This is a genomic window from Enterobacter sp. R4-368, from assembly GCF_000410515.1.
GTDB lineage: Bacteria > Pseudomonadota > Gammaproteobacteria > Enterobacterales > Enterobacteriaceae > Kosakonia.
In genome coordinates this window covers 1,841,737-1,865,392 of sequence record NC_021500.1, presented here as the reverse complement: position 1 = coordinate 1,865,392, position 23,656 = coordinate 1,841,737, and the positions used below count along the sequence as shown (strand labels likewise).

The following is a 23,656-nucleotide window of genomic DNA, read 5'->3' as shown; positions in this document are numbered from 1 at the left end:
AGCATCTTTTGCTGATACCAGCAAGAATAACGCTGTCCTGGCAATACCCTGCAAGCTAAGCAAAGCCATTCTCCTGACCGCATCACTTCAGTAAAATACAAAACTTTGTCTCACCGGTTATCCCGCCAAAATCATGCGTAACACTATGCTTCTCACTCGCTGGCAGCGACAAAAATCACTGTTTACGTTAAAGTAACTGTTTGTTATCCGCTTTGTGAGAACATGATGTACGAACGTTACGCTGGTCTGATTTTCGATATGGATGGCACTATTCTTGATACAGAGCCAACTCACCGTAAAGCCTGGCATGAAGTGCTCGGGCGTTATGGGATGCGTTTTGACGAACAGGCAATGATTGGGCTTAACGGCGCTCCAACCTGGCGTATCGCGCAATCCATTATTGAAGCCAACCAGGGTGATCTCGATCCGCATCTGTTGGCTCAGGAAAAAACGGCGATGGTAAAAGCGATGCTGCTGGACTCTGTTCGCCCATTACCGCTTATCGAGGTCGTGAAAGCGTGGCATGGTCGCCGTCCGATGTCTGTAGGAACGGGCAGCGAAAGCGCGATTGCGGAGGCGCTGCTGGCACATCTTGGACTGCGGGGTTACTTTGACGCCGTTATCGCAGCCGATCATGTTAAACATCACAAACCCGCGCCCGATACTTTTCTGCTTTGTGCACAAAGCATGGGGGTGGAACCGACGCAATGCATCGTTTTCGAAGATGCGGATTTCGGGCTTCAGGCGGCGCGTGCAGCCGGTATGGACGTCGTGGACGTTCGCTTATTGTGAGTGACACACTGTCGCTGTTGTCACTGTTTTCCAGCAGTTTTCTCAGCGCCACGCTGTTGCCTGGCAATTCTGAGGTTGTGCTGGTTGCCATGCTCATTTCTCACGTTAGCCAGCCCTGGCTTCTTGTTGTAATAGCAACAATGGGTAATAGCCTTGGAGGGCTGACTAACGTTATTCTTGGGCGTTTCTTCCCGCAGCGTAAAACATCGCGCTGGCAGGAAAAAGCGACTGACTGGCTTAAACGATACGGCGCGGCAGCGCTGTTGTTAAGCTGGGTGCCTGTTATAGGCGACTTGCTGTGCCTGCTGGCAGGATGGATGCGCTTGTCGTGGGGGCCAGTAGTAATTTTTTTATGCCTTGGCAAAGCGTTGCGCTATCTGGCGATTGCCTTTGTAACGCTGCAGGGTATGACGTGGTGGCACTAATTGGACTGAGTGAGTGACCTTTAATCGTCAACCATTACAATTATGCTTAATAAAATGATTATGACAGGCGGGAGGTCAATTTGATCCCGGACGTATCACAGGCGCTGTCCTGGCTGGAAAAACATCCTCAAGCTCTGAAGGGGATACAACGCGGTCTTGAGCGTGAAACGCTGCGCGTAAATGCGGATGGCTCTCTGGCAACTACGGGTCATGCGGCTGCGCTTGGCTCAGCACTGACCCATAAATGGATCACCACCGATTTTGCTGAAGCACTGCTGGAATTTATCACTCCGGTAGATGGCGATATCGATCATATGCTGACTATCATGCGCGACATTCATCGCTACACTGCGCGCCAGATTGGCGATGAACGCATGTGGCCGTTGAGCATGCCGTGTTATATCAAAGATGGTCAGGATATTGAGCTGGCGCAATACGGCACGTCCAATATCGGTCGCCTGAAAACGCTCTACCGCGAAGGGCTGAAAAATCGCTATGGCGCGCTCATGCAAACCATTTCCGGCGTACATTACAATTTCTCGCTGCCAATGGCTTTCTGGGAAGCGAAAAGCGGCAGTACGGATAAAGAATCGGTATCGGAAGGGTATTTCCGCCTCATCCGCAATTACTATCGGTTCGGCTGGGTGATCCCGTATCTGTTTGGCGCTTCGCCAGCAATTTGCTCGTCGTTCCTGCAAGGGAAACCGACAACGCTGCCGTTTGAGAAAACGTCTAACGGTATGTACTACTTGCCGTATGCGACCTCATTACGCCTGAGCGACCTCGGGTACACCAATAAATCGCAAAGCAATCTTGGTATTACCTTCAATAACCTGCACGACTATGTGGTGGCGTTGAAGCGCGCAATTAAAACGCCTTCTGAGGAATACGCCAAAATTGGTCTGAAAAAAGATGGTAAATACTTACAGATCAACACCAATATTCTGCAGATTGAAAACGAGCTGTATGCGCCCATTCGCCCGAAACGTGTGACCCGAAGTGGCGAAACACCATCGGATGCGTTGCTGCGCGGCGGCATTGAGTACATCGAAGTTCGTTCTCTGGATATCAATCCGTTCACCGCCATTGGCGTTGATGAGCAGCAGGTGCGCTTCCTCGATCTGTTTATGGTCTGGTGCGCGCTGGCTGATGCGCCGGAAATGAGCAGCGATGAATTACTGTGCACCCGTACCAACTGGAATCGCGTGATTCTTGAGGGGCGTAAACCCGGTTTGACGCTCGGAATGGGCTGCGAAACCGCACAGTTCCCGCTCGCTCAGGTCGGTAAGGATCTGTTTAGCGATCTGAAACGAGTAGCGCAGACGCTGGATGGCGTGTACGGTGGCGAAGAGTACGAAAAAGTGTGCGACCAGTTGGTTGCCAGCTTCGACGATCCAGAATTGACATTCTCTGCGCGCATTCTGCGCTCGATGATTGATAATGGTATTGGCGGCACGGGGAAAGCCCTGGGGGATCAGTATCGTTCGCAGCTGCGTGAAGAGCCACTGGAAATTTTGCTTGAGGAAGATTTTATCGCCGAGTGCAAAGCGTCGCTGGTGCGTCAGGCAGAGGTTGAAGCCGGAGATTCGGAGTCATTCGAGGCGTTACTCGCGCGCCACGCTTGATACAAAAGAAAAAGGCCACATCTCTGTGGCCAAAATTTCATCTCTGAAGATCAGGGATGATGATAACAAATGCGCGTCTTTCATATACTCAGACTCGCACGGGAAAAAAGAGTTCATTTTATTTTTAAAAAATCACTGTCGGAGGTGACTAAATGCCATTATTGGATAGCTTCACTGTCGATCATACCCGTATGGAAGCGCCAGCAGTCCGTGTTGCCAAGACTATGGACACGCCGCACGGCGACACCATTACCGTATTCGATCTGCGTTTCTGCGTACCGAACAAAGAAGTAATGCCGGAAAAAGGTATCCATACGCTGGAGCATCTGTTCGCCGGTTTTATGCGTAACCACCTCAACGGCAACGGCGTTGAGATCATCGACATCTCTCCGATGGGTTGCCGCACCGGTTTTTACATGAGCCTGATCGGTACGCCGGACGAGCAGCGCGTCGCCGATGCCTGGAAAGCGGCGATGGCAGATGTCCTGAAAGTAAAAGATCAAAGCCAGATCCCGGAACTGAATATCTATCAGTGCGGGACATACCAGATGCACTCTCTGGAAGAAGCGCAAGAAATCGCGCGTCACATTCTCGATCGCGATGTTCGCGTTAACAGCAACGAAGAACTCGCCCTGCCGAAAGAAAAATTGCAGGAACTGCATATCTAGTTTCCCATGCCGCCTTTCTGCCCGGAAGGCGGCATTATTATTTTTACTCAAACGCCTTTCAATATTATTTATTCATTAAAAATATTATTTATCTATATATATAAAGATAAATGATGCCTGAACAATATCCTTTGTGGGTATGGGTCTTCTTATTGTTATTTAAATGCTGCCGTGATAGTTTTCATCCTCGTTGTTATTTGACCGATATTCCATGTTAAATTTATCTATTAACTGAATGAATTTCAGTGAAAGAATATGTCTGAGTGATGAGGATATTATGCGACGCTCACAACTTTACCTTTTATGTGTCTCCCTTTTGTTATCTTTTGCATTAACGGGATGTGTTAAATCAACAGTGCCTTCGGTGGTGAAAGACTCCCCGCAGAAGCAGCAGGCGCAGCAGTGCTACGAATGGCTTACCGCATTAAAAGGTTTGGATAAATCGGCGTTTCAAACCTACACCCAGCAATTTAAGACGATTAATAATAGCTACGAAGTCTATAAGAAAAATCAGCCAATAATTGATAAGAACGCCGCTGAAATAATGAAAACGGAAATTGATAACAAGGTAGAAGTTGTTTGTTCTCGCGTGCGCAGCGCGGTATTCGCGAATATGTCCAGCCGAGCAAATACGCTGAAACAGTTATGATAAAACTACGCCACTCCTCTGCTGTATTGTTATCGGTTTTCTCTCTTTCCGTCTATGCTGAGCCCGATTTATTACTCGAACGCCTCAACAAAGAACATATCATATCGGCCGAACCGAACTCACCGTTTACGGTTGATCGGGGTGCCGCAGGGGAGGTTGTTGTCCCGCCACCTCTCGCCCCTGTGAAACTGCCAGCGCCAAAACCCGATTCGAGTGAACAACACATCAAGCAGCTTAAGGACCAGCTTGCCGCGCTACAGCATGAAATCAAAACGCTACGGAAAAAGCAGGCCGCCGCGATCGTAAAACCCGGGGAGGCGTCTGGTGAAGGTGATAATCAGCGCCAGCAGTTACAGGCACTTAGCCAACAACTGGCGCAGGCAAATAAATCCGGTGACGCATTAAACAGCCAGCTTGATGCCGCCATGAAAAAGATGAGTATGCAGGCATCCCGTATTGAGAAGCTGGAGGAGGCGCTAAAGCAAAGTAGTGAAGAGAAAGCGCAAGCGAAACAGCAGTTAAATACGGTTCAGGCAACGCCGCGTCCCCAGGACGCCGAACAACTCCAGTCGATGAGCAACGATAACAAAGTGCTACAGCAGCAGCTGGCGGAGGCGAAAGAGCAGGCCGCGGCATCTGAGGAGAAACGCCAGCTGGCGATGGCGAAAACGGCGGAGCTGGAAAAACAGCTCGCTGAGGCGAATAAAACGCGCGAAGCAGCAGATGCGCAACTGGTTGAGGCGACAAAGCAAACTAGCGGGCAGAGCACGCAACTTGCCGAGCTGGAAGCGAAGCTGAAACAGCGCAGTGAAGAGAATGCGCTGGCGCAGCAGCAGCTGGCGGAAGCGAAAGAGCAGGCCGCTGCATCTGAGGAGAAACGCCAGCTGGCGACGGCGAAAACGGCAGATCTGGAAAAACAGCTTGCTGAGGCGAATAAAACGCGCGAAGCAGCAGATGCGCAACTGTCTGAGGCGACAAAGCAAACTACCAGGCAGAGCGCGCAACTCGCCGCGCTGGAAGCGAAGCTGAAGCAGTGCAGTGAAGAGAATACGCTGGCAACGGCGAAAACGGCGGAGCTGGAAAAACAGCTCGCTGAGGCGAATAAAACGCGCGAAACGGCAGATGCGCAGCTGGCTGACGTGACAAAGCAAACTAGCGGGCAGAGCGCACAGCTCGCCGAGCTGGAAGCGAAGCTGAAGCAGCGCAGTGAAGAGAATGCGCTGGCGCAGCAGCAGCTGGCGGAGGCGAAAGAGCAGGCTGCTGCATCTGAGGAGAAACATCGGCTGGCGACGGCGAAAACGGCAGAGCTGGAAAAACAGCTCGCTGAGGCGAATAAAACGCGCGAAACGGCAGATGCGCAACTGGCGGAGGCGACAAAGCAAACTACCGGGCAGAGTGCGCAACTCGCCGAGCTGGAAGCGAAGCTGAAGCAGAGTAGCGAGCAGAAAGCGCAAGTGGAGCAGCAGCTCGCAGCGGCACAGGCTACGCCAGCCGTAGCAAAAACTGCAGCAACGAAAGCGGCTTCGCCAGCCTTCTCACTGGCGGCGAAAAAATCAGAACACGCCCGCGTTAACTATGCCTGGGGTGTCTGGTTTGCGGCAAAAGTCCAGCTTGAGAGCGAGGTGCTCAAAGATATCGGGCAGAAATTTATGCCGACGGCTTTTTTGCAGGGCTTGCAGGATAAATTCGCTAACACTCTGCAAATGCAGAATGCAGAGCTGGAAAAGATCCTCAGTACGCTCAACAAGCAGGTAGACGATGCGCGGCAACGCGAAATAACCCGTAACAAGAAGCAAGGACAGCAGTTGCTGGCCGATGCGGCGAAGCTAAAGGGCGCGGTGCAGGCGGATAACGGCGTGGTCTATTTGGTTGAAAAACGTGGGCCGGGTGCCGCTATTGGCGATACCGATGTCATTCGTTTCAAAGTGGATGAAAAGGTCAGCTCCGGGCAGGTGCTCGCACAGAACGAAGTCAACACCGCGCGCGTGAGCGAGCTGCCGATGGTGATGCGTGCTGGTGTAAAAAAACTGGTCGTGGGTGGCAGAGTGAAGATTTATGTTCCCACCGAGCTGGCTTACGGCGAGGAAGGTATACCTGGCGCTGTACCGCCCGGCGTGACTTCCGTGATGACGCTGGAAGTTCTCGGCATTGAGAAGTAAAACAAGCCATTAAAAAAATCGCCTCCATCAGGAGGCGATTTGCTTTTCAGGTTAATGCGCGCCGCCGCCGCCGCCGCCCGCACCAAATGGCGGTTTGGCAAACCACACCAGCCCCAGCAAGATCAGGAACACCCCCGCAGAGAACCAGAAAATCTCATTGGCGGAGATAATCAGCCCCTGGTTGGTTATCTGCTGCGCTATCCAGCCGGAAGCCTGTTGCTGCGACATGCCCATTCCCTGCAGCTGGTTATAGATTTCCTGCGAGTTCGGATTGTACGGATTGACCGACTCTGTAAGCTGCGCATGATGCATCGATTCCCGGTTCGTCCACAGCGTCGTGGTGATCGAGGTTCCGATCGAGCCCGCCAGCGTACGCGCGAAGTTCGACAGGCTCGACGCCGCCGCCAGTCGCTCTGGTGGCAAACCGGAAAGGGTGATGGTCGTCAGCGGCATAAAGAAGCACGCCACCGCGAAACCCTGAATGAACTGAGGCCACGCCGAAGCGCCGAAATCCATGCCCGGCTCGAAGGTATACGCACGCCAGTAGAAGCACACCGCATACATAATAAAGCTGAACGTCACCAGACGGCGCATATCCAGCTTATGCGCGAAGCGGCCAATAATCGGCGACAACAGCACCGGGATCACGCCAACCGGCGCAGAAGCCAGCCCCGCCCAGGTCGCGGTGTAGCCATACACTTCCTGCAACAACTGTGGTAACAACACAATCGCGCCGAAATAGAGCATATAGGCAAGGCTGATACACAAGCAGCCGATGGTAAAGTTGCGTGACTTAAACAGCGACAGATCGACTATCGGGTTATCGTCGGTCAACTCCCACACCACCAGGAAACTTATCGACACCACGGCGACAATCGTCAGCACGATGATCTCCGTCGAGTTAAACCAGTCGAGCTCTTTACCCTGGTCGAGCATCACCTGCAGGCTACCGATACCGACGATCAGCAACGCCAGCCCTACGCCATCAATGCGCCGCTGCTCGGTACGTGTTTCGCGCCCACGCAGGCTTTGCAGCGTCAGCAACACCACCAGCGCACCGATCGGTACGTTGATAAAGAAGATCCAGCCCCAGTGGTAGTTATCGCTGATATAGCCGCCGAGGATCGGCCCGCAAATCGGCGCGACGATCACCGTCATTGACCACAGCGCCAGCGCGATAGAGCGCTTGGCAGGGGGATAGTTGCTGAGCAACAAACTCTGTGACAGCGGGATCAGCGGCCCGGCGACAATCCCCTGGATCACACGAAAGAAGATAAGCATCCCCAGACTGCTGGAGACGCCGCACGCCCAGGAGGCAATTGCGAAGGCGACGGTAGACCAGAGAAACAGCTTCACTTCCCCAACGCGTTTCGCCAGCCAGCCGGTGATCGGAATCGAGATGGCGTTTGCCACCCCGAATGAGGTGATCACCCAGGTACCCTGGCTCAGCGAGGAGCCAAGGTTACCGGCAATAGTCGGAATAGCAACGTTAGCGATGGTCGAGTCCAGCACCTGCATGAAGGTCGCAAGCGACAACGCAATGGTCATAATGACCAGCTGCGCGCCTTCCAGCGGTTTCTGTTGCATTGCACTCACCTCAGATTAACCGGCGTTGGCTTTCACGATGTTTTCGATCAAGGTGTTGACCGGCTCAAGGCTGATTTCCCGGGCGTTGCTTTCATAGGCCGGGCTGGTGCGCACCTGGCTTGCCAGCACCTGACCTTCACGATCGGCGGTATCCACTTTCACCAGCGTGGACAGACCAATACGCAGCGGATGGTCGGCGAGTTGTTTTGCATCCAGCTCAATACGTACCGGCAGACGCTGAACCACTTTGATCCAGTTACCGGTGGCGTTTTGCGCAGGCAGCAGCGAGAACGCACTGCCGGTGCCCATATCCAGGCCAACCACTTTACCGGTGTACTTCACTTCATCGCCGTAAATGTCGCTGATGATGGTCGCGCTCTGACCAATACGCATATGCGCAAGCTGCGTCTCTTTAAAGTTCGCATCCACCCACAGGTTACTGGCCGGAACGACAGCCATCAGCGCGGTGGACGTTGTGATCTGTGCGCCAGGCTGCACGGCGCGGCGGGAAACGTAGCCGGTGATTGGGCTGACGATTTTAGTTCGTTGCAGCGCCAGCCAGCTATTGCGAACTTCGGTCGCAGCTTGTTTTACCGCCGGTTGATCTTCCAGACGGGTATCAAGCACGATGGCCTGGTTAGCGTTGTACTGCTGAATGGCGACATCCAGCTCTGCTTGCGCGCTGGCCACGGCATCACGGGCGTGTTGCAGCTCTTCACGGCCAATCAGGTTGGCACTGCCGAGCGGCACGCGGCGGTTAAAATCGCTCTGCGCCTGGGCGAGGGCGGTTTTTTTCAGCTCAATGCTCGCCTGCAACTGCTTGCTGTTGATGATTGACTGGCGGGTCTGGCGAACGCTGCTTGCCAGCGCGGTTTGCGCTTTTTCAAACGCCTGCTGCGCGTCAGTTGCGTCCAGCGTTACCAGCACATCGCCCTGTTTGACGAAATCAGTGTTATCGGCCCAGACTTTCGTCACGCTGCCGGACACCTGCGCCATGATTTGTACCTGGTTCCCTGCCACGTACGCGTCATCGGTCTCCTCGAAGTGACGCAGTACCAAAAACCAATAAATCCCGTATGCCACGGCAATAACAATAAAGAGCAAGGTCAGCAGAAGAAGGGCGTTTTTACGTTTGCCTTTCTTTTTGACCGGTTGCTGCGGGGTTTGACTCTCCGCATTTGCGCTCATGCTTTTCTCCACGATCTTCTTATTTTCATCCCGGCAAACGCCGGCCTGTTTTTGCCAAAAAAGCCAGTAGATACTGGCTTTTCAGTATTCTTATATCCTGGATATTCGAGCGTCTTATCGCGTTAGCGCAACGCCTCGAGAATGACGTCGTCCTCTTCCATCTGGTCGAGACGCGTCAGGAGTTTTCGGGTGATATGCTCAAGCTGATCTTTCTCGCCAACGCTCAGCGAAGACCAGAGTTGATGCAGGCAGTTATGCTGCGGGGGCAGAACCTGGCGCAGGAACTCGTGACCTTTCTCGGTCAGTTGCAGGTGCAGACAGCGACGATCGTTATCGCTTTCGCGACGCTCAATCCAGCCGCGCTTTTCCAGCTCATCAGCGATGCGTGTCGCATTGGTACGGGATGAACCCAGCGCGCTACTCAGCTCAGAAGGCTGAATACTGTGATTTTCCTGGGATTCCAGGGTAATCAGCGCCATAAACAATGTCTCGTTAATGCCCTGCGCTTTCAGCATCTTATTGCGGTTTTCCAGCAACTTGCCCTGCATATGCATACACAGGCGGGTTAACAGAATTTCCTGAAACGGGAAATCTTCATAGCGGCTGGCGCGAAACTTAAGCATTTGTTCAATGGGCGTAAACGAACTATCCATTTGGGTATAACCTCATTAATTGCAGTCGATATAGTAACGACAGTGACAAATAAAGTAAATGTATTATTTGTAGTAATAAATTTGCCTTATCTATGCATCTGCCAGGAGTTTCCAGACGATTCCGTACGCGAAAGCGCTCAGTAGCGTGGGGAGAATAATGCTGCGTGTTTTCCAGAAACTCACGCCGAGCACCGCGAAACCGGCAAGTGTCGGCAGCAAACGGCGGCTGTCGGCGGCGATTTCCGGCACGCAGGAAACCACCAGCAGCGCGCAGATGGACGCAATGCCAATGGTGTCCAAAAACACACCGCTCACACCGCGTTTCGCCGGGCGCGACTGTCCGGCGCGGATACGCAACGGCAGATAACGGAATAAAAAATTGACGCAGCCCACCAGCAGGCCGAGCAGCAGCACCTCATTGCGCATCCGATGCTCCTTGATAAAACGCCTGTACCAGCGCGGCCAGGCAACCGGCGAAAATCCCCGCCAGAATCGCGGCAGGAATGGAAAACAGCGTGACGCCCGCCAGTGCGCCGAGCAACGCCGCCGTCACGGCACTTATCTGGCGACGCTGGAACGAGGCCAGCAGGAAACTCATAAACAGCGCGGGCAACATAAACCCTAACGCCGATTCCACCGCCGGGTAACCATCGAGCAGCCCGTCGCCGGAAAACGCACCCAGCACCGTGCCCGCCACCCATGAAAGCCAGGAAAATAAGGCGATGCCGATCATCCAGTTCTCGCTCCAGCGACGGTTATCTCGCACCAGCTTCGCGGTGGCGGCGGCAAATACCTCATCCGTCAGGCCAAAAGCCCAGACGGCCGTTTTGCGGTTTTTGAGCGGTTGCAGAATACGGCTGCGCAGCGACGGGCCATAAAGCACGTGGCGAACATCCATGGCCATCACAGTCAGCGCGGCAACCCATAATGCGCTACCCGCGGCAAGCATGGTGGTGATGACGAACTGGCTGGCACCCGCATAAATAATGCAGGAGAAGAAAACGCTTTCGAGTGGGGTAAAACCGAGTTTGGTGGCATTCATGCCAAAGGCAAACGCGACGGGGACGTAACTCAAAACGATGGGAAGGCTGTCTTTGATACCCTCCAGAAATGTCGCGCTCTGGTCAGACGTGCTCTTTGTTGCGGTTACTGAACTATCCATATCCATAATGTTTGTTATATATCACCCACGTTAATATAACCGGGATAAACAAGTCCCATAACCTTAACAGACTGAGGGACTCGTTAACACCCCGGTGTTCCTCCGAAACGTGCAAACGTGGGGGAGTGCTTAGATTGCCGCCTCCTGGCGGTGAAATCCTCGCCACCAAACCAGCAGATTCAGCAGTGCCAGAACGCTACCCGCCAGGCAAACTCCTGTCCAGCCGGCGTGTTGCCATGCGGAAGCGGAGATCAGCGAGCCCGCCGCGCCGCCAATAAAATAGCTGGTCATATACCCGGCGGTCAGGCGGTTTCGCGCGTCCGGTTTTACGCGATAGATAACCGTCTGGTTGGTGATATGCACCCCCTGCACGGTGAGATCCAGCACGATAATGCCAATAATCAAGGCGATAACCGAGCTGTGTCCAAGCCAGATAGCCACCCACGAGAGCAGCAACAGGATCAGGCCGCCGGTGGTGGTGAGATGGGCGTGACCCCGATCCGCCAGCCCACCGGCCTGCCGTGCGCCAAGTGCGCCTGCGGCGCCCACCAGGCCAAACAGGCCGATCGTCGCCTCGGAGAACTGAAACGGCGGTGAGGCCAGCAGGAACGCCATTGACGTCCACAAAATGCTGAAGTTCGCAAAGCTCAGGCAGCCAAGCATTGCCCGGGTACGTAACAGTTTGTCACCGGCAAACAGGCCAAATATCGAGCCAAGCAGTTGCAGATAATTAAGGTGATTATCTTGCTTGATTTTCGGCAGCCCGCGCCACAGCGCCAGCGCCATTAGCACCATTAATACGCTGGCGACCCAGTAAACCGTGCGCCAGCCGCCGAGGCTTGCCAGTAATCCGGCAACGGTGCGTGCCAGCAAAATGCCGAGCAGCAGACCGCTCATGATCGTGCCCACCACTTTGCCGCGTTTGTCCGGGGTTGCCAGCGTGGCGGCCAGCGGTACGAGAATTTGCGCCACCACGGAAAACAGCCCGGTCAGCGCCGTGCCGAGGATCATCAGACCGAGCGACGAACTACTGGCGGTGATCAGCATGCCGCCTGCCGACAGCAGTGTCATCAGTACGATCAGCGAACGTCGTTCGAACATATCGCCAAGCGGCACGAGAAATAACAGCCCGGCGGCGTAGCCAAGCTGGGCAGCGGTAACAATAAATCCGGCCTGGTTGGGCGTGAGCGAAAAGGCGTGGGCGATGGTATCGAGGAGCGGTTGTGCATAGTAGTTGCTGGCGACAGCGAGGCCGGTGGCAACGGACATCAGCGCAATCAGCGCCGGGCTGAGACCCTGGTTCGGTGTGTTCATTGGCGTTGTCAGTCAGGTATGTTTTTTCCAGACACTCATCATAGCCAATAGATTGAATTTTGTGAGGAAGATCGCGTGTCGGAACGTGCGGTAACGTACCCTGCCAGGCGAACAGGCGAACAGGCGAACAGGCGAACAGGCGAACAGGCGAACAGGCGAACAGGCGAACAGGCGAACAGGCAACGGGCAACGGGCAACGGGCAACGGGCAACGGGCAACAGGCAACAGGCAACAGGCAACAGGCAACGGGCGAACAGGTACTGCCTGAATAAGCAACAGCGCCATCCGGCAAAAAACCGATGGCGCTGTTGAAGGGGTGACGGCGACAGGTTATTTCTGTGCGGCAAGCGCCTCTTTGATCCAGCCGTCGAACTGCTGCTGGTGCGCTTTGATCCAGCCATCAACGTGACCCTGAATATCCGCTTCAGAGGATTTGCCTGCATGCATCATGGCGTTTTCGGCATTGATATCGGCCAGCGGCAGTTTCATCACGGCGAAAAGTTTCGCCGCGGCCGGGTTTTTCTCGGCCCAGGCTTTGTTAGCAACAATATGCATGGTATTCACCGGGAACCCGTAGTTCATGCCGTTTGGCAGTTTGGTGTCGATATCTTTCTGTTCCCCCGGCAGGGAAGAGAACGGCACTTGCAGCCAGACCACATCTTTACCCGGTTTCAGCACGTCGCTGACCCAGTACGGCGTCCAGGTGTAATAGAGCACCGGTTTGCCCTCTTTGAAACGGGTAATGGTATCCGCCATCATCGCCGAGTAGTTCCCGTGGCTAACGGTGACAGTATTTTCCAGACCATAAGCCTGATGCTGGTGGTTAATCACCGCTTCACAGCCCCAGCCCGGTGAGCAACCCATCATGTCGGCTTTGCCGTCGCCGTTACCGTCAAACAGCCTGGCGATTTTCGGATCTTTTAGCTGCTCAATGTTGGTGATGTGATATTTCTCGGCGGTTTTCTTATCGATCAAATACCCCTGCGCCGCGCCGGTGACATAGGTGCCTTCACGGTAGAATTTTTTGTCGCCCCCGGCGGCGGCATACATGTCGTCATGCAGCGGTTGCCAGTTGACGGCGGTAAAGGTGACATCGCCCGCCGCCATTGAGGTGTAACCCACGTTGTAATCCACTTCGTCTGGGGTATTCACGGTGTAACCGAGTTTTTCAAGGGCGCGGCTCACCAGCAATGTCTGGAAACTCTCTTCGGCAATAGTGCTTTGAAAAGGCTTCACAGTGATGCCTTTGCCTGGCAGTTCTGCGTCTGCAGCAAATGCACTGGTCGAGACAAGGGTGGCAAACGCTGTGGCAAAAAGTACGCTATGTCGCATCGTTGTTCCTTATTGTTCAGGTGGGATACTGCTGCCCGGCGAGTTGCCGGGCGACAGATTATTTAGCGAAAGGGCGGGTCAGCAGACCCAGCGGGCCGGTTTGATACCAGCGGCGATTACCGCGGCTGCGGGAATCGCGACCGACAGCCTGCGTCAGGCGGTCGAGAATGATAGCGAGGATAACAATCCCCACGCCGCCAACGGTGGCAAGCCCCATATCAAGGCGGCCAATACCGCGCAGTACCATCTGGCCAAGCCCGCCAACGGCGATCATCGAGGCGATCACTACCATGGAGAGGGCAAGCATCAACGTCTGGTTAATTCCCGCCATAATGGTGGGCATGGCCAGCGGTAACTGTACTTTAAACAACATCTGGCGCGGGCTTGCGCCAAATGAGCGCGAGGCTTCGATCAAATCGGCCGGCACCTGGTTGATGCCGAGAATAGTCAGACGTACCACCGGCGGCAGGGCGAAGATAATCGTCACCACCACGCCCGGTACGTTGCCGATACCAAACAGCATCACAATCGGCACCAGGTAGACAAACGCGGGGGTGGTCTGCATCGCATCCAGCAGCGGGCGAACGATTTTCGCCGCGCGCTGGCTACGTGCCAGCCAGATGCCCATTGGCAAACCGATCACCACGCAGAACAGCAGGGCGGTCAGTACCAGCGCCAATGTCACCATCGCCTGCGACCAGGCACCGATAGCACCAATAGCAATCAGTGATACCAGCGTGGCAACGCCCATTCCGGCGCTGCTCATCTGCCAGGCGATCAGCGAGAAAAGAATAATCGCCACCGGCGCGGGCATGCCCAGCAGCATCTGCTGGAATGCGCTGAGGATGTAATCCACCGGCACGCGAATGCCCTGAAACAACGGGCGGAAGTGCATCACCACCCAGTCGATCGCCTGCGTTACCCAGCTATCGAGCGGGATCAGCGTCTTGTGGAACGGATCCATAATATTGAAGTGTTCCGGCGCGGGTGCCGGCGCGCTGTGCAGCCAGTCAGCGCTGCCGCCATCGGCTGGTGCGCTACTGCCGCCGCCCCAGGCATCCGCAGACTGCGCGGCGTTGTCGGTTGCCGGTGCGCTATCCCACGGGTTGTTTTGATCAGCCATTGTTCGCCCCCTCGCGATCTAAAGCCTGCAGCAGCATCCGTTTAGAGATGATGCCCACATACTGTTGCTCTTCACCGACCACCGGTACGGCGCAGGGCGCTTGCCCAACGTGGGAGAGCAACTCGCTGAGCGGCGTTTCTGCATCCACCGCAAGCGGGGAGTCGATTAACGCCGCCTCGATTCCCTGGCTTTGACCGAGCGCCTCTTTCAGGGAGTCGATGGAAACAACGCCGACAAACTTATTGCCGCGTTCAATCACATACCCGAATTCACGATCTTCATCCTGCAACACTTTCAGCGCCGAACGCGGGCCGAAGCCTGGCGTTTTGCGAATCAGCCCAACGGGAGTACGCCGTGCAATATCTTTGGCGCTAAATACCTGACTAATATCCACACCACGGAAGAAGGTACGCACATAATCATTGGCCGGATTATTCAATATTTCATCCGGCGTGCCGACCTGTACCACTTCACCGTTTTGCATAATGGCAATCCTGTCGCCAATACGCATGGCCTCATCCAGATCGTGGGAAATAAATACAATGGTGCGCTGGTGGCGGGCCTGAAGCTTTACCAGTTCATCCTGCATTTCGGTGCGAATTAATGGATCGAGCGCGGAGAAGGCTTCATCCATTAATAAGATATCGGGGTTGATGGCTAATGCGCGCGCCAGACCAACACGCTGGCGCATACCGCCAGAAAGTTCATCCGGATAACTGTGCGCATAATTCTCCAGCCCAACCTGACGCAGCGCATCCAGCGCTTTTTCCTGGCGTTCGTGCGCCGGAATACCGGCTAATTCCATGCCAAAGGCGGCATTATCCAGCACCGTCATATGGGGCATTAGCGCAAATGACTGGAAGACCATCGCAATCTTTTTCCTGCGCACCTCGCGTAATTCGGCGTCCGATATTTTGGCGATATCCACGCCGTCAATCAGCACCTGTCCGCGGGTGGGTTCAATCAGGCGATTGAGAAGGCGTACCATAGTGGATTTACCCGATCCGGATAACCCCATGATGACAAATATCTCGCCTTCTTCAATGGCCAGACTGGCGTCTTTCACGCCAAGCGACAGACCCGTTTTTTCCAGAATTTGTTCTTTCGAAAGGCCTTTTTCAATATATTTGAAAGCCCGCTGCGGATGCTCGCCAAATATCTTATAAAGGTTTTTAACTTCTAATTTAATTGCCATGCAATAATAGAGTTCCTGTTATTTATTGTGTCGATATCGTACCTGGTGAGAATAATTGACTGGATATACCCTAGCATACTCAGAATCTGAGACAACCCTGAATTTCCCGTCTTTAAGAATTTGCTTAAGCGATAATTGCCGCCATTTCCCATGAAATAAGGGCTGGCGGCGGATGAGATTTTTTTTGAAATTCGTCGGGGAATCGCACCTGAATAGTGCGGATTCAGATGAAAATGACGAAACAATTACAGTGTAGAAGCTGAAGGGATATTGTGCCGGGAAATCACGAAGACATTATTAGAATAATAATATCCTTTTTTCGTGGCGGGTTATTTTAAGTGCAATATCAACGGGAATATTCCTCTCCCTTTCGGGAGAGGAATGAAAGATTAGAAGTTCCAGTCTTCATCTTCGGTTTCGACGGCTTTGCCCATCACGTATGACGAGCCGGAGCCGGAGAAGAAGTCATGATTTTCATCGGCATTTGGCGAGAGCGCGGACAAAATTGCCGGGTTCACGTCGGCCATTTCCGGCGGGAATAATGGCTCGTAACCGAGGTTCATCAGCGCCTTGTTGGCGTTGTAACAGAGAAACGCTTTCACATCTTCGGCCCAGCCGCTCCCGGCGTACAAATCATCGGTGTAACTGAGTTCGTTCTCGTAGAGATCCATCAGCAGATCCAGCGCGAACGTTTTCAACTCCTCGCGTTTTTCCGCGCTCACTTTTTCCAGCCCTTTCTGGTACTTATAACCAATGTAGTAGCCGTGCACCGCTTCATCGCGGATGATCAGGCGAATCAAATCGGCGGTGTTAGTGAGCTTACCGCGGCTCGACCAGTACATCGGCAGCCAGAAACCGGAATAGAAGAGGAATGATTCCAGAAACACGCTGGCGATCTTCTTCTTCAGCGGTTCATCGGTGCGGTAATAGTGCAGGATCAGCTGCGCTTTGCGCTGCAATGCGGGGTTCTCTTCGCTCCAGCTGTAAGCGGCGTCGACATCTCTGCTCTGGCACAGCGTAGAGAAAATAGAGCTGTAAGAGCGGGCGTGCACCGCTTCCATAAAGCTGACATTCGACAACACCGCCTCTTCGTGCGGGGTTAGCGCGTCCGCCATCAACGCGGGTGCGCCGACGGTGTTCTGAATGGTGTCGAGTAACGTCAGACCGGTAAAAACGCGAATAGTAAGCTGCTGCTCTGCCGGGCTTAACGTCTGCCAGGCAGGAATATCGTTCGACAGCGGCACTTTTTCCGGCAGCCAGAAGTTGCTGGTCAGGCGATTCCACACTTCCAGGTCTTTATCGTCCTGGATTTTGTTCCAGTTCACCGCGCTGACGCGTGATAGTTGGCTCATCCTTTTCTCCTTACAACGCGCAGGACACGCAGCCCTGGATTTCGGTGCCTTCCAGCGCAAGCTGGCGCAGGCGAATGTAATACAGTGACTTAATGCCTTTTTTCCAGGCGTAAATCTGCGCTTTGTTGATATCGCGGGTGGTGGCGGTGTCTTTAAAGAACAGCGTTAGCGAGAGCCCCTGATCCACATGGCGCGTGGCCTCGGCGTAGGTATCAATGATCTTTTCCGGCCCGATTTCGTAGGCGTCTTCGTACAGCGCCAGGTTGTCGTTGGTCATAAACGGCGCCGGGTAGTAGACGCGCCCGGTTTTGCCCTCTTTGCGGATCTCAATTTTCGACACAATCGGGTGAATGCTTGATGTCGCGTGATTGATATACGAGATCGACCCGGTGGGCGGCACGGCCTGTAGATTCTGGTTGTAGATCCCGTAGCGCATCACATCGTCACGCAGTTGTTGCCACATTTCACGGGTTGGGATGGTGATGCCAGCACGTTCAAACAGCGCCCGCACTTTTTCCGTTTTCGGTTGCCAGTCACCCTCAAGGTACTGGTTGAAATACTCGCCGCTGGCGTAGCGCGAGGCCGGGAAACCGGCAAAATGCTGACCGCGCTCGCGGGCGATCATCATTGAGGTATGCAGCGCATGCCAGGTGATGGTGTAGAAGTAGAAGTTGGTGAAATCCAGTCCCTCTTCGCTGCCATAGGCGATGCCTTCGCGCGCCAGATAACCGTGCAGGTTCATCTGCCCAAGCCCGATGGCGTGCGAGGCGGCATTGCCGTTTTCCACCGAAGGCACCGAGCGGATATGGCTCATGTCGGACACCGCGGTTAAACCGCGAATGGCGGTTTCCACCGTGCGGCCAAAGTCCGGGGAATCCATGGTGTGCGCAATGTTCAGCGAGCCAAGGTTGCAGGAGATATCGCGCCCGGTATTGGCGTAATCAAGATTCTCATCGAAGGTCGAGGCGCTGTTGACCTGCAAAATTTCCGAGCACAGGTTGCTCATGTTAATGCGCCCGGCAATCGGATTGGTGCGGTTGACCGTATCTTCAAACATGATGTACGGGTAGCCGGATTCAAACTGGATTTCCGCCAGCGTCTGGAAGAAATCGCGGGCATTAATGTAGCTTTTACGCACGCGATCGTCGGCCAGCAACTGCTCGTACATCTCGCTGATGGCTACGTCGCCGAACGGTTTGCCGTATAAACGCTCGACATCATAGGGCGAGAACAGCGCCATCTCAGCGTTCGCTTTCGCCAGACGGAAAGTGATATCCGGGATCACCACACCCAGCGACAGGGTTTTGATACGGATTTTCTCGTCGGCGTTTTCGCGCTTGGTATCGAGAAAACGCAGAATATCCGGGTGGTGCGCGTGCAGATAAACCGCGCCTGCGCCCTGGCGTGCGCCAAGCTGGTTGGCATAGGAAAAGGCATCTTCCAGCATTTTCATCACCGGGATCACCCCGGAGGACTGGTTTTCAATGCGCTTGATCGGTGCGCCGGCTTCGCGCAGGTTGGAGAGCAGAAATGCCACGCCGCCGCCGCGTTTGGAAAGCTGCAACGCGGAATTCACCGCGCGGCCAATCGACTCCATATTGTCTTCAATGCGTAACAGGAAGCAGGAGACCAGCTCGCCGCGCTGCTGTTTGCCGCAGTTGAGGAACGTTGGCGTCGCGGGCTGAAAACGGCCTGAGAGGATCTCGGTAGTTAACTGGCGCGCCAGCGTTTTATCGCCCTGCGCCAGCGTCAGCGCCACCATGCAGGCGCGATCTTCGAAATGTTCAAGATAGCGTTTACCATCAAAGGTTTTCAGGGTGTAGCTGGTGTAAAACTTCCATGCGCCGAGAAAGGTCTGGAAGCGAAAACCGCTGGCGTGCGCATCGGCAATCAGGTCAACGACGAACGCGCGGTCGTAACGGGCCAGCACGCTGTCGTCGTAATAACCTTCCGCCACCAGCCAGTTCAGACGTTCATCCTGGCTGTTAAACGTCACGGTATTCGGGCGCACATGGGTTGCCATAAAGGCGTCCACCGCCTCGCGGTCTTTATCAAACTGAATGCGGCCGTCTTTATCATAAAGATTCAGCATCGCATTCAGCGCGTGGAAATCGGGCGCGGATTGCATCACGCGCTCTGCGGTTGTCGTAGCCAAAATTCGCTCACTCCTTTACGCACGTTGTCGATGTCCTGTTGGGTGCCCATCAGCTCAAAACGGTACAGATACGGCACGGCGCATTTTTGCGATATCACATCGCCTGCGCGGCCAAAGGCTTCACCGAAATTACGGTTGCCGGAGGCGATCACGCCGCGAATCAATGCGCGATTGTGCGGATCGTTTAAAAAACGGATCACCTGGCGCGGAACCGCGCCTGCCGTACCGCCGCCGCCATAACTGGGCACCACCAGGATATAGGGTTCGTCTACCTGGAGGCGTTCACGCTCATTAAGCGGAATGCGCACGGCCGGCAACCCGAGACGCGCGATAAAACGCTGCGTGTTTTCCGAGCTGCTGGAGAAGTAGACGAGAGTGCTCATGCGCTGGCGACGCTCGGCGCGGCGTGTAAGCGGTTAATCATATCCGGGCGAAAACCGGACCATGTTGTTTCCCCGGCGACAACCACCGGTAACTGACGAAAGCCCATCGCACGCAGCTCATCTGCCGCTTCCGGCACGTGGTCAACGTTCACCATTTCGAACGCCAGGCCACGGCTTTCCATCGCACGTTTGGTGGCGTGGCACTGAACACAATCATTTCGAGTGTAAATGGTAATGCGCATAATTCGTATTTCCGTCTAAAATGGATTGGCGGCGCGAAGGTTCGCGTCAGTTAGTGTCTGTGTTACTGAACTGAATACTAGATGTAGTTATTTAAAGATGCAACCACACAATATATAGGAAATTGTCATAGGCTTTGCCCGGAGGATAGAAACAATGGGTAAGGGCGGTGTGTACGCGTTTCGTACAGAAAAGGGCGATGTGCAGACAAATAAAAACCCCTGCGGGCGTTGAAACCGGCAGGGGTCAGCAGGGTGGAAATCTGTTAGCGGCGCAAGCTCAGCAGCGCGCCAAGAAAAATACCGACCGCAGCGGCAGCGCCAACGCTGCACCAGGGTTTGTCTTTCACAAACGTATCGGCACAACCCACGGCGTCTCTCGCCGCTTGTTGCACACGGCTGCGGCCATGCATGCGTGCGCGGGTCTCTTTCAGCAGGGCCTGTGCTTTACGGCGCGCGCTTTCCGCTTCGTCTTTCGCGTCGCTGCCCCAGGATTTCAGCACGGCTTCGAGGCTGTCAGCGAGCTGGTTAACATCGTGGTTAATATCCTCAACACCTTCATCTACGTCACGGCGATTCGGTCTGTTAAACATAGGATCCTCCCTCGTTTTCGATGTGAATTTTAGTTTAGACCATAATTTTCAAGGCCAGACGGCAATCACGCCTTTCAGGTTCGTTTGTGGAATTTTCTGAGTCACGGTCCATGCTCAGTCATGTAAGGTGGCGAGGCTTTGGAAAGATGACGAGGAAAATCTATGTATTTAAGACCCGATGAAGTGGCGCGCGTGCTGGAAAAAGTGGGATTTACCATGGATGTGGCCACGCCGAAAACCTATGGTTATCGCCGTGGCGAAAATTATGTGTATGTTAACCGCGAAGCGCGTATGGGACGCACGGCGCTGGTGATCCACCCCACATTGAAAGAACGCAGTTCGTCGCTTGCGGAACCCGCCTCGGACATCAAACTGTGCGATCACTACCAGAATTTCCCGCTCTATTTCGGCGGCGATGCGCAGGAGCATTACGGCATTCCGCACGGCTTTAGTTCGCGCGTGGCGCTGGAAAAGTTTATTACGGGGTTATTTGGCGAAGCGCATTAAAAGGCGACAGACCAAAGCCTGCCGCCCGCCATCAGGCCTTGGCCTGATGGTAGTTGCTCACCCGGAACAGGCGGCGGCAATAATCGAGGAAGTAACCGTACACTGCGCCCATCATCATCGACAGCACAATATTGGAGCTGACTGCGGCGACAATCTGGTGCCAGTCGGCACCGACTCCCCACAAAATAGCGACATACACCGGTGACTGGAAGGTCACATAAGCCAGCACATCGGCGAGATTTTTCATCCAGCCAGACGGGCTAATACGGCGGGCGTAACGCATAAATGCATCGCGGTACATGCCATAAGGCCAGGCGATAATAATGTTCACCGGGATAGCCACCAGCCGCGATGAAAGTGACTGTTCAAAGCTCATTCCGGAGAGAAATATTTCAATCAACATGTTCACTACCGAACAGTAGACAACCATAGCAAAGGTGTCCGCAGCGGCGTGACGCAGGCGAGACTGCGAAGAGAACATGGTGGTGCTCCTTGGTAATCAATAAACAGGCTAATGAACGGTCGTGTTAGCGTTTTGAAACGGCTGGTTTGATGTGTGTAGATTATCTGTCTGCATTGAAACTCACAACTAGATATAAATTTTTATTTTCTTTTCTTTATTGGATAAAGTGCTCTGTGTTTGCATGAATTTTACGCATTTCATTATTTTTGTTGGGTTGGTTATGAAATATTTTATTTATCAAATGCTTGTATGTTTTGTGTGATGTGGCGCACTGAGCGGTTGGTGACAAAATGGGCGGGTTTCAGAGCGCTATGCTTTGCGAAAGAAAATAAAACATTAGGCAGCATTTTTTATGCTAACTAAGCGTGAATAGCAGTGTTTAATGCTGAAAAAGAGGTTGCTTGTTTATGCGGTTTTTTTGAATGGAAATGAAGTTTTAAGCGGTGGGTGAACGCCCACCGCCGCCGATCAGCAGACGCCAAAATCACCGTCTTCTTTATACAAAGAGACATCTTCCGCTTTCAGCGTGATTTTTGCTGCCTGCTCGTCGTGGGCCGGAACCGCGACAATCTGATCCTGATGGACTTCCAGAACTTTCAATTTTGGCCCGCCAATGCGTGGCTGCACAATATCGCCGACAGAAAACATGCTTTGCTCCTTTTGTAATGAGTTTGTGAAGATAAACATAGCCTGAACGTCTGCCAGGGTACAGCGTAAAAGAGGGTAAACACGGCCAGTGAAAGTGGCAGGTACAGTCAAAGTGGCTAATCTTTAAGGGATTGTCTTTTTTTTCAATCAGCTGGAATGACGTTGCACAGGAGGTTTATATGGGTTTCTGGCGAGTTGTATTTACCATTATTCTGCCGCCGCTGGGCGTGCTGCTTGGCAAAGGCTTTGGATGGGCATTTATCATTAACATCCTGCTTACACTGCTGGGCTATTTCCCTGGCCTTATCCACGCGTTTTGGGTGCAAACCCGCAATTAACCCCTGTCGGGCGGGTCTCCGCCCATTATTAAAACTCACCTGATAACACCCCAATTTATGGTGGTTTTGCGTGAATTTTGCGCAAAAAAGTAAAGAACCGATACGACGCAGACGATAACCGACTGATGAACGTTAATTCTATGGAGAAGATATGAGCATTCAGGATGTCGGTTCGGCTGTCGCGTTACAGGCGTTGCCCGAAGTACGTCAGTCAAAAACCATCACGTTTGCCGGAAAAGAGATCGTCACGGAGCGCTCGATTTCCGTCAACATTTCAGCAGAAGCGCTGGCGAAGGGCATGGAAGGGCACACGCCGCCAACCAAAGAAGAAGCGGAAAAGAGGGCTCAGGCAATGGCGGTGGTTCGCAATGCCAACATGGCCACTTATGCCCGTGGGCCAAGCCTCGCCAGCGAATTCTATTCCGATCCGCAAAGCGCGGGCGACGCGGTGAAATTTATCGACTTTTTCCAGCACTCAACCGTTAACCCTGATGACATGGCCGCCGCGCTGCATCAGGCGCTGGTCTCACCACAAGCGAGCGGTGATTACACTACCAGCGCGATGGATCTGTCGATGACCCAGGCGAAGCTGAATGAGGTGGTGTCAAAGTACATCTCTGCTGATTATCAGCAACAGGCCAGCGCGTTTGTCGCTGGTTTTATTGCTGATAAAGCCGATCAGGCCGATCAGATTAACCGCGTGGTGCTGACGCAGGCGTCGAATCTGGCGCAAAGCCTGGGCAATACAACACAAGCCAGGCAACATCAGCAGGCGATTGATCAACTGAGTGCGGGCACTCATGCCTCCCAGACGGTACGCAATCAAATGCTGAGTATCACCGCCAGCGGTACTGACAGCGATAGCTGGTTTACACAGTTTAATCAGTCAGTGGACAGTAGCGGAACGCTGCCGTTTATGCGTGATATCGAGAAAAACCACATCAGCGCGCTACAGCAGCAATGGCAGCAGTTTGCAGTCTTTTTGCAGACCGCAAAACAGAGCGATGCAGCACAAGAGGCGGGCAAGCAGTAGCCAGTAACCACTACCGCGTTGCAGCGCCATCCGGCTTAAGAACATCATCGTGAAAGGAAGAAAAGCCAGCGCG

Annotated in this window: 25 protein-coding genes; 9 read left to right on the top strand and 16 right to left on the bottom strand. The window is 53.8% G+C overall.

Annotated elements, in window-relative coordinates; genetic code table 11:
• Nucleotides 1-225 precede the first annotated feature (225 nt).
• The 6 genes from yqaB to H650_RS08725 all read left to right on the top strand — a co-directional run bounded on the left by yqaB (nt 226) and on the right by H650_RS08725 (nt 6,318).
• Nucleotides 226-792 carry a fructose-1-phosphate/6-phosphogluconate phosphatase gene (gene yqaB / locus H650_RS08750; RefSeq protein ID WP_020454919.1) on the top strand — a complete coding sequence of 189 codons (567 nt, stop codon included), beginning with the start codon at nt 226-228 and terminating at the stop codon, nt 790-792.
• A complete protein-coding gene (locus H650_RS08745; protein ID WP_017459318.1) occupies nt 789-1,217 on the top strand; it encodes a YqaA family protein in 429 nt (142 codons plus the stop codon). The genes yqaB and H650_RS08745 overlap by 4 nt, the downstream gene beginning before the upstream one ends.
• Nucleotides 1,218-1,297: 80 nt before the next feature.
• On the top strand, nt 1,298-2,842 hold the full coding sequence (gene gshA / locus H650_RS08740; protein WP_020454918.1) for a glutamate--cysteine ligase: 1,545 nt from the start codon (nt 1,298-1,300) through the stop codon (nt 2,840-2,842).
• 152 nt (nt 2,843-2,994) lie between these two features.
• Nucleotides 2,995-3,510 carry an S-ribosylhomocysteine lyase gene (gene luxS / locus H650_RS08735; protein ID WP_071925219.1) on the top strand — a complete coding sequence of 172 codons (516 nt, stop codon included), beginning with the start codon at nt 2,995-2,997 and terminating at the stop codon, nt 3,508-3,510.
• A 277-nt stretch (nt 3,511-3,787) separates the two neighbouring features.
• Nucleotides 3,788-4,159, top strand: a complete 372-nt coding sequence (locus H650_RS08730; protein ID WP_238328387.1) for a YuaE family lipoprotein — start codon at nt 3,788-3,790, stop codon at nt 4,157-4,159.
• Nucleotides 4,156-6,318 carry an FKBP-type peptidyl-prolyl cis-trans isomerase N-terminal domain-containing protein gene (locus H650_RS08725; RefSeq protein ID WP_238328386.1) on the top strand — a complete coding sequence of 721 codons (2,163 nt, stop codon included), beginning with the start codon at nt 4,156-4,158 and terminating at the stop codon, nt 6,316-6,318. Before H650_RS08730 ends, H650_RS08725 begins: the two co-directional genes overlap by 4 nt.
• A 51-nt stretch (nt 6,319-6,369) precedes the next feature.
• Here H650_RS08725 and emrB read toward each other — a convergent pair whose 3' ends face one another.
• From emrB to H650_RS08650, 14 genes are all read right to left on the bottom strand, one after another.
• Complete coding sequence (gene emrB, locus H650_RS08720) at nt 6,370-7,905, bottom strand: multidrug efflux MFS transporter permease subunit EmrB (protein ID WP_020454913.1); 1,536 nt, start codon at nt 7,903-7,905, stop codon at nt 6,370-6,372.
• Nucleotides 7,906-7,920: 15 nt separating this feature from the next.
• A complete protein-coding gene (gene emrA / locus H650_RS08715) occupies nt 7,921-9,093 on the bottom strand; it encodes a multidrug efflux MFS transporter periplasmic adaptor subunit EmrA (protein ID WP_020454912.1) in 1,173 nt (390 codons plus the stop codon).
• 122 nt (nt 9,094-9,215) lie between these two features.
• Nucleotides 9,216-9,746: a transcriptional repressor MprA gene (mprA, locus tag H650_RS08710; protein ID WP_020454911.1), complete on the bottom strand. Its 531-nt coding sequence runs from the start codon at nt 9,744-9,746 to the stop codon at nt 9,216-9,218.
• Nucleotides 9,747-9,836: 90 nt separating this feature from the next.
• The gene (gene ygaH / locus H650_RS08705; RefSeq protein ID WP_020454910.1) at nt 9,837-10,172 is read right to left on the bottom strand and encodes an L-valine transporter subunit YgaH; all 336 of its coding nucleotides are present in this window, start codon (nt 10,170-10,172) and stop codon (nt 9,837-9,839) included.
• Nucleotides 10,162-10,908 carry an AzlC family ABC transporter permease gene (locus H650_RS08700; RefSeq protein ID WP_044489712.1) on the bottom strand — a complete coding sequence of 249 codons (747 nt, stop codon included), beginning with the start codon at nt 10,906-10,908 and terminating at the stop codon, nt 10,162-10,164. The genes ygaH and H650_RS08700 overlap by 11 nt, the downstream gene beginning before the upstream one ends.
• A gap of 129 nt (nt 10,909-11,037) precedes the next feature.
• Nucleotides 11,038-12,222, bottom strand: coding sequence for an MFS transporter (locus tag H650_RS08695; protein ID WP_020454908.1), 1,185 nt, complete (start codon nt 12,220-12,222; stop codon nt 11,038-11,040).
• A 330-nt stretch (nt 12,223-12,552) separates the two neighbouring features.
• Complete coding sequence (proX, locus tag H650_RS08685; protein WP_020454907.1) at nt 12,553-13,554, bottom strand: glycine betaine/L-proline ABC transporter substrate-binding protein ProX; 1,002 nt, start codon at nt 13,552-13,554, stop codon at nt 12,553-12,555.
• A gap of 58 nt (nt 13,555-13,612) precedes the next feature.
• A complete protein-coding gene (gene proW, locus H650_RS08680; protein ID WP_020454906.1) occupies nt 13,613-14,677 on the bottom strand; it encodes a glycine betaine/L-proline ABC transporter permease ProW in 1,065 nt (354 codons plus the stop codon).
• A complete protein-coding gene (gene proV, locus H650_RS08675) occupies nt 14,670-15,872 on the bottom strand; it encodes a glycine betaine/L-proline ABC transporter ATP-binding protein ProV (RefSeq protein ID WP_020454905.1) in 1,203 nt (400 codons plus the stop codon). Before proV ends, proW begins: the two co-directional genes overlap by 8 nt.
• 389 nt (nt 15,873-16,261) lie before the next feature.
• Nucleotides 16,262-17,224, bottom strand: coding sequence for a class 1b ribonucleoside-diphosphate reductase subunit beta (gene nrdF, locus H650_RS08670; RefSeq protein ID WP_020454904.1), 963 nt, complete (start codon nt 17,222-17,224; stop codon nt 16,262-16,264).
• Nucleotides 17,225-17,234: 10 nt separating this feature from the next.
• Complete coding sequence (gene nrdE, locus H650_RS08665) at nt 17,235-19,379, bottom strand: class 1b ribonucleoside-diphosphate reductase subunit alpha (RefSeq protein ID WP_044489464.1); 2,145 nt, start codon at nt 19,377-19,379, stop codon at nt 17,235-17,237.
• Complete coding sequence (gene nrdI, locus H650_RS08660; RefSeq protein WP_020454902.1) at nt 19,352-19,762, bottom strand: class Ib ribonucleoside-diphosphate reductase assembly flavoprotein NrdI; 411 nt, start codon at nt 19,760-19,762, stop codon at nt 19,352-19,354. The genes nrdE and nrdI overlap by 28 nt, the downstream gene beginning before the upstream one ends.
• Nucleotides 19,759-20,004, bottom strand: coding sequence for a glutaredoxin-like protein NrdH (nrdH, locus tag H650_RS08655; protein ID WP_020454901.1), 246 nt, complete (start codon nt 20,002-20,004; stop codon nt 19,759-19,761). The genes nrdI and nrdH overlap by 4 nt, the downstream gene beginning before the upstream one ends.
• 263 nt (nt 20,005-20,267) lie before the next feature.
• Entirely contained in the window at nt 20,268-20,594 is a 327-nt protein-coding gene (locus H650_RS08650) for an ElaB/YgaM/YqjD family protein (protein WP_017459337.1), read from the bottom strand.
• Between the two features lie 162 nt (nt 20,595-20,756).
• Here H650_RS08650 and H650_RS08645 point away from each other — a divergent pair, with 162 nt between their 5' ends.
• A complete protein-coding gene (locus H650_RS08645) occupies nt 20,757-21,101 on the top strand; it encodes a DUF2002 family protein (protein WP_017459338.1) in 345 nt (114 codons plus the stop codon).
• Nucleotides 21,102-21,132: 31 nt separating this feature from the next.
• Here H650_RS08645 and alaE read toward each other — a convergent pair whose 3' ends face one another.
• A complete protein-coding gene (gene alaE, locus H650_RS08640; protein WP_017459339.1) occupies nt 21,133-21,582 on the bottom strand; it encodes an L-alanine exporter AlaE in 450 nt (149 codons plus the stop codon).
• A gap of 450 nt (nt 21,583-22,032) precedes the next feature.
• A complete protein-coding gene (locus H650_RS08635; RefSeq protein WP_020454900.1) occupies nt 22,033-22,212 on the bottom strand; it encodes a GDFGVC terminal motif YodC-like protein in 180 nt (59 codons plus the stop codon).
• A gap of 179 nt (nt 22,213-22,391) precedes the next feature.
• Here H650_RS08635 and H650_RS24460 point away from each other — a divergent pair, with 179 nt between their 5' ends.
• Nucleotides 22,392-22,550: a YqaE/Pmp3 family membrane protein gene (locus H650_RS24460; protein ID WP_017459341.1), complete on the top strand. Its 159-nt coding sequence runs from the start codon at nt 22,392-22,394 to the stop codon at nt 22,548-22,550.
• A 151-nt stretch (nt 22,551-22,701) separates the two neighbouring features.
• On the top strand, nt 22,702-23,583 hold the full coding sequence (locus tag H650_RS08625) for a hypothetical protein (RefSeq protein ID WP_020454899.1): 882 nt from the start codon (nt 22,702-22,704) through the stop codon (nt 23,581-23,583).
• Nucleotides 23,584-23,656 lie beyond the last annotated feature (73 nt).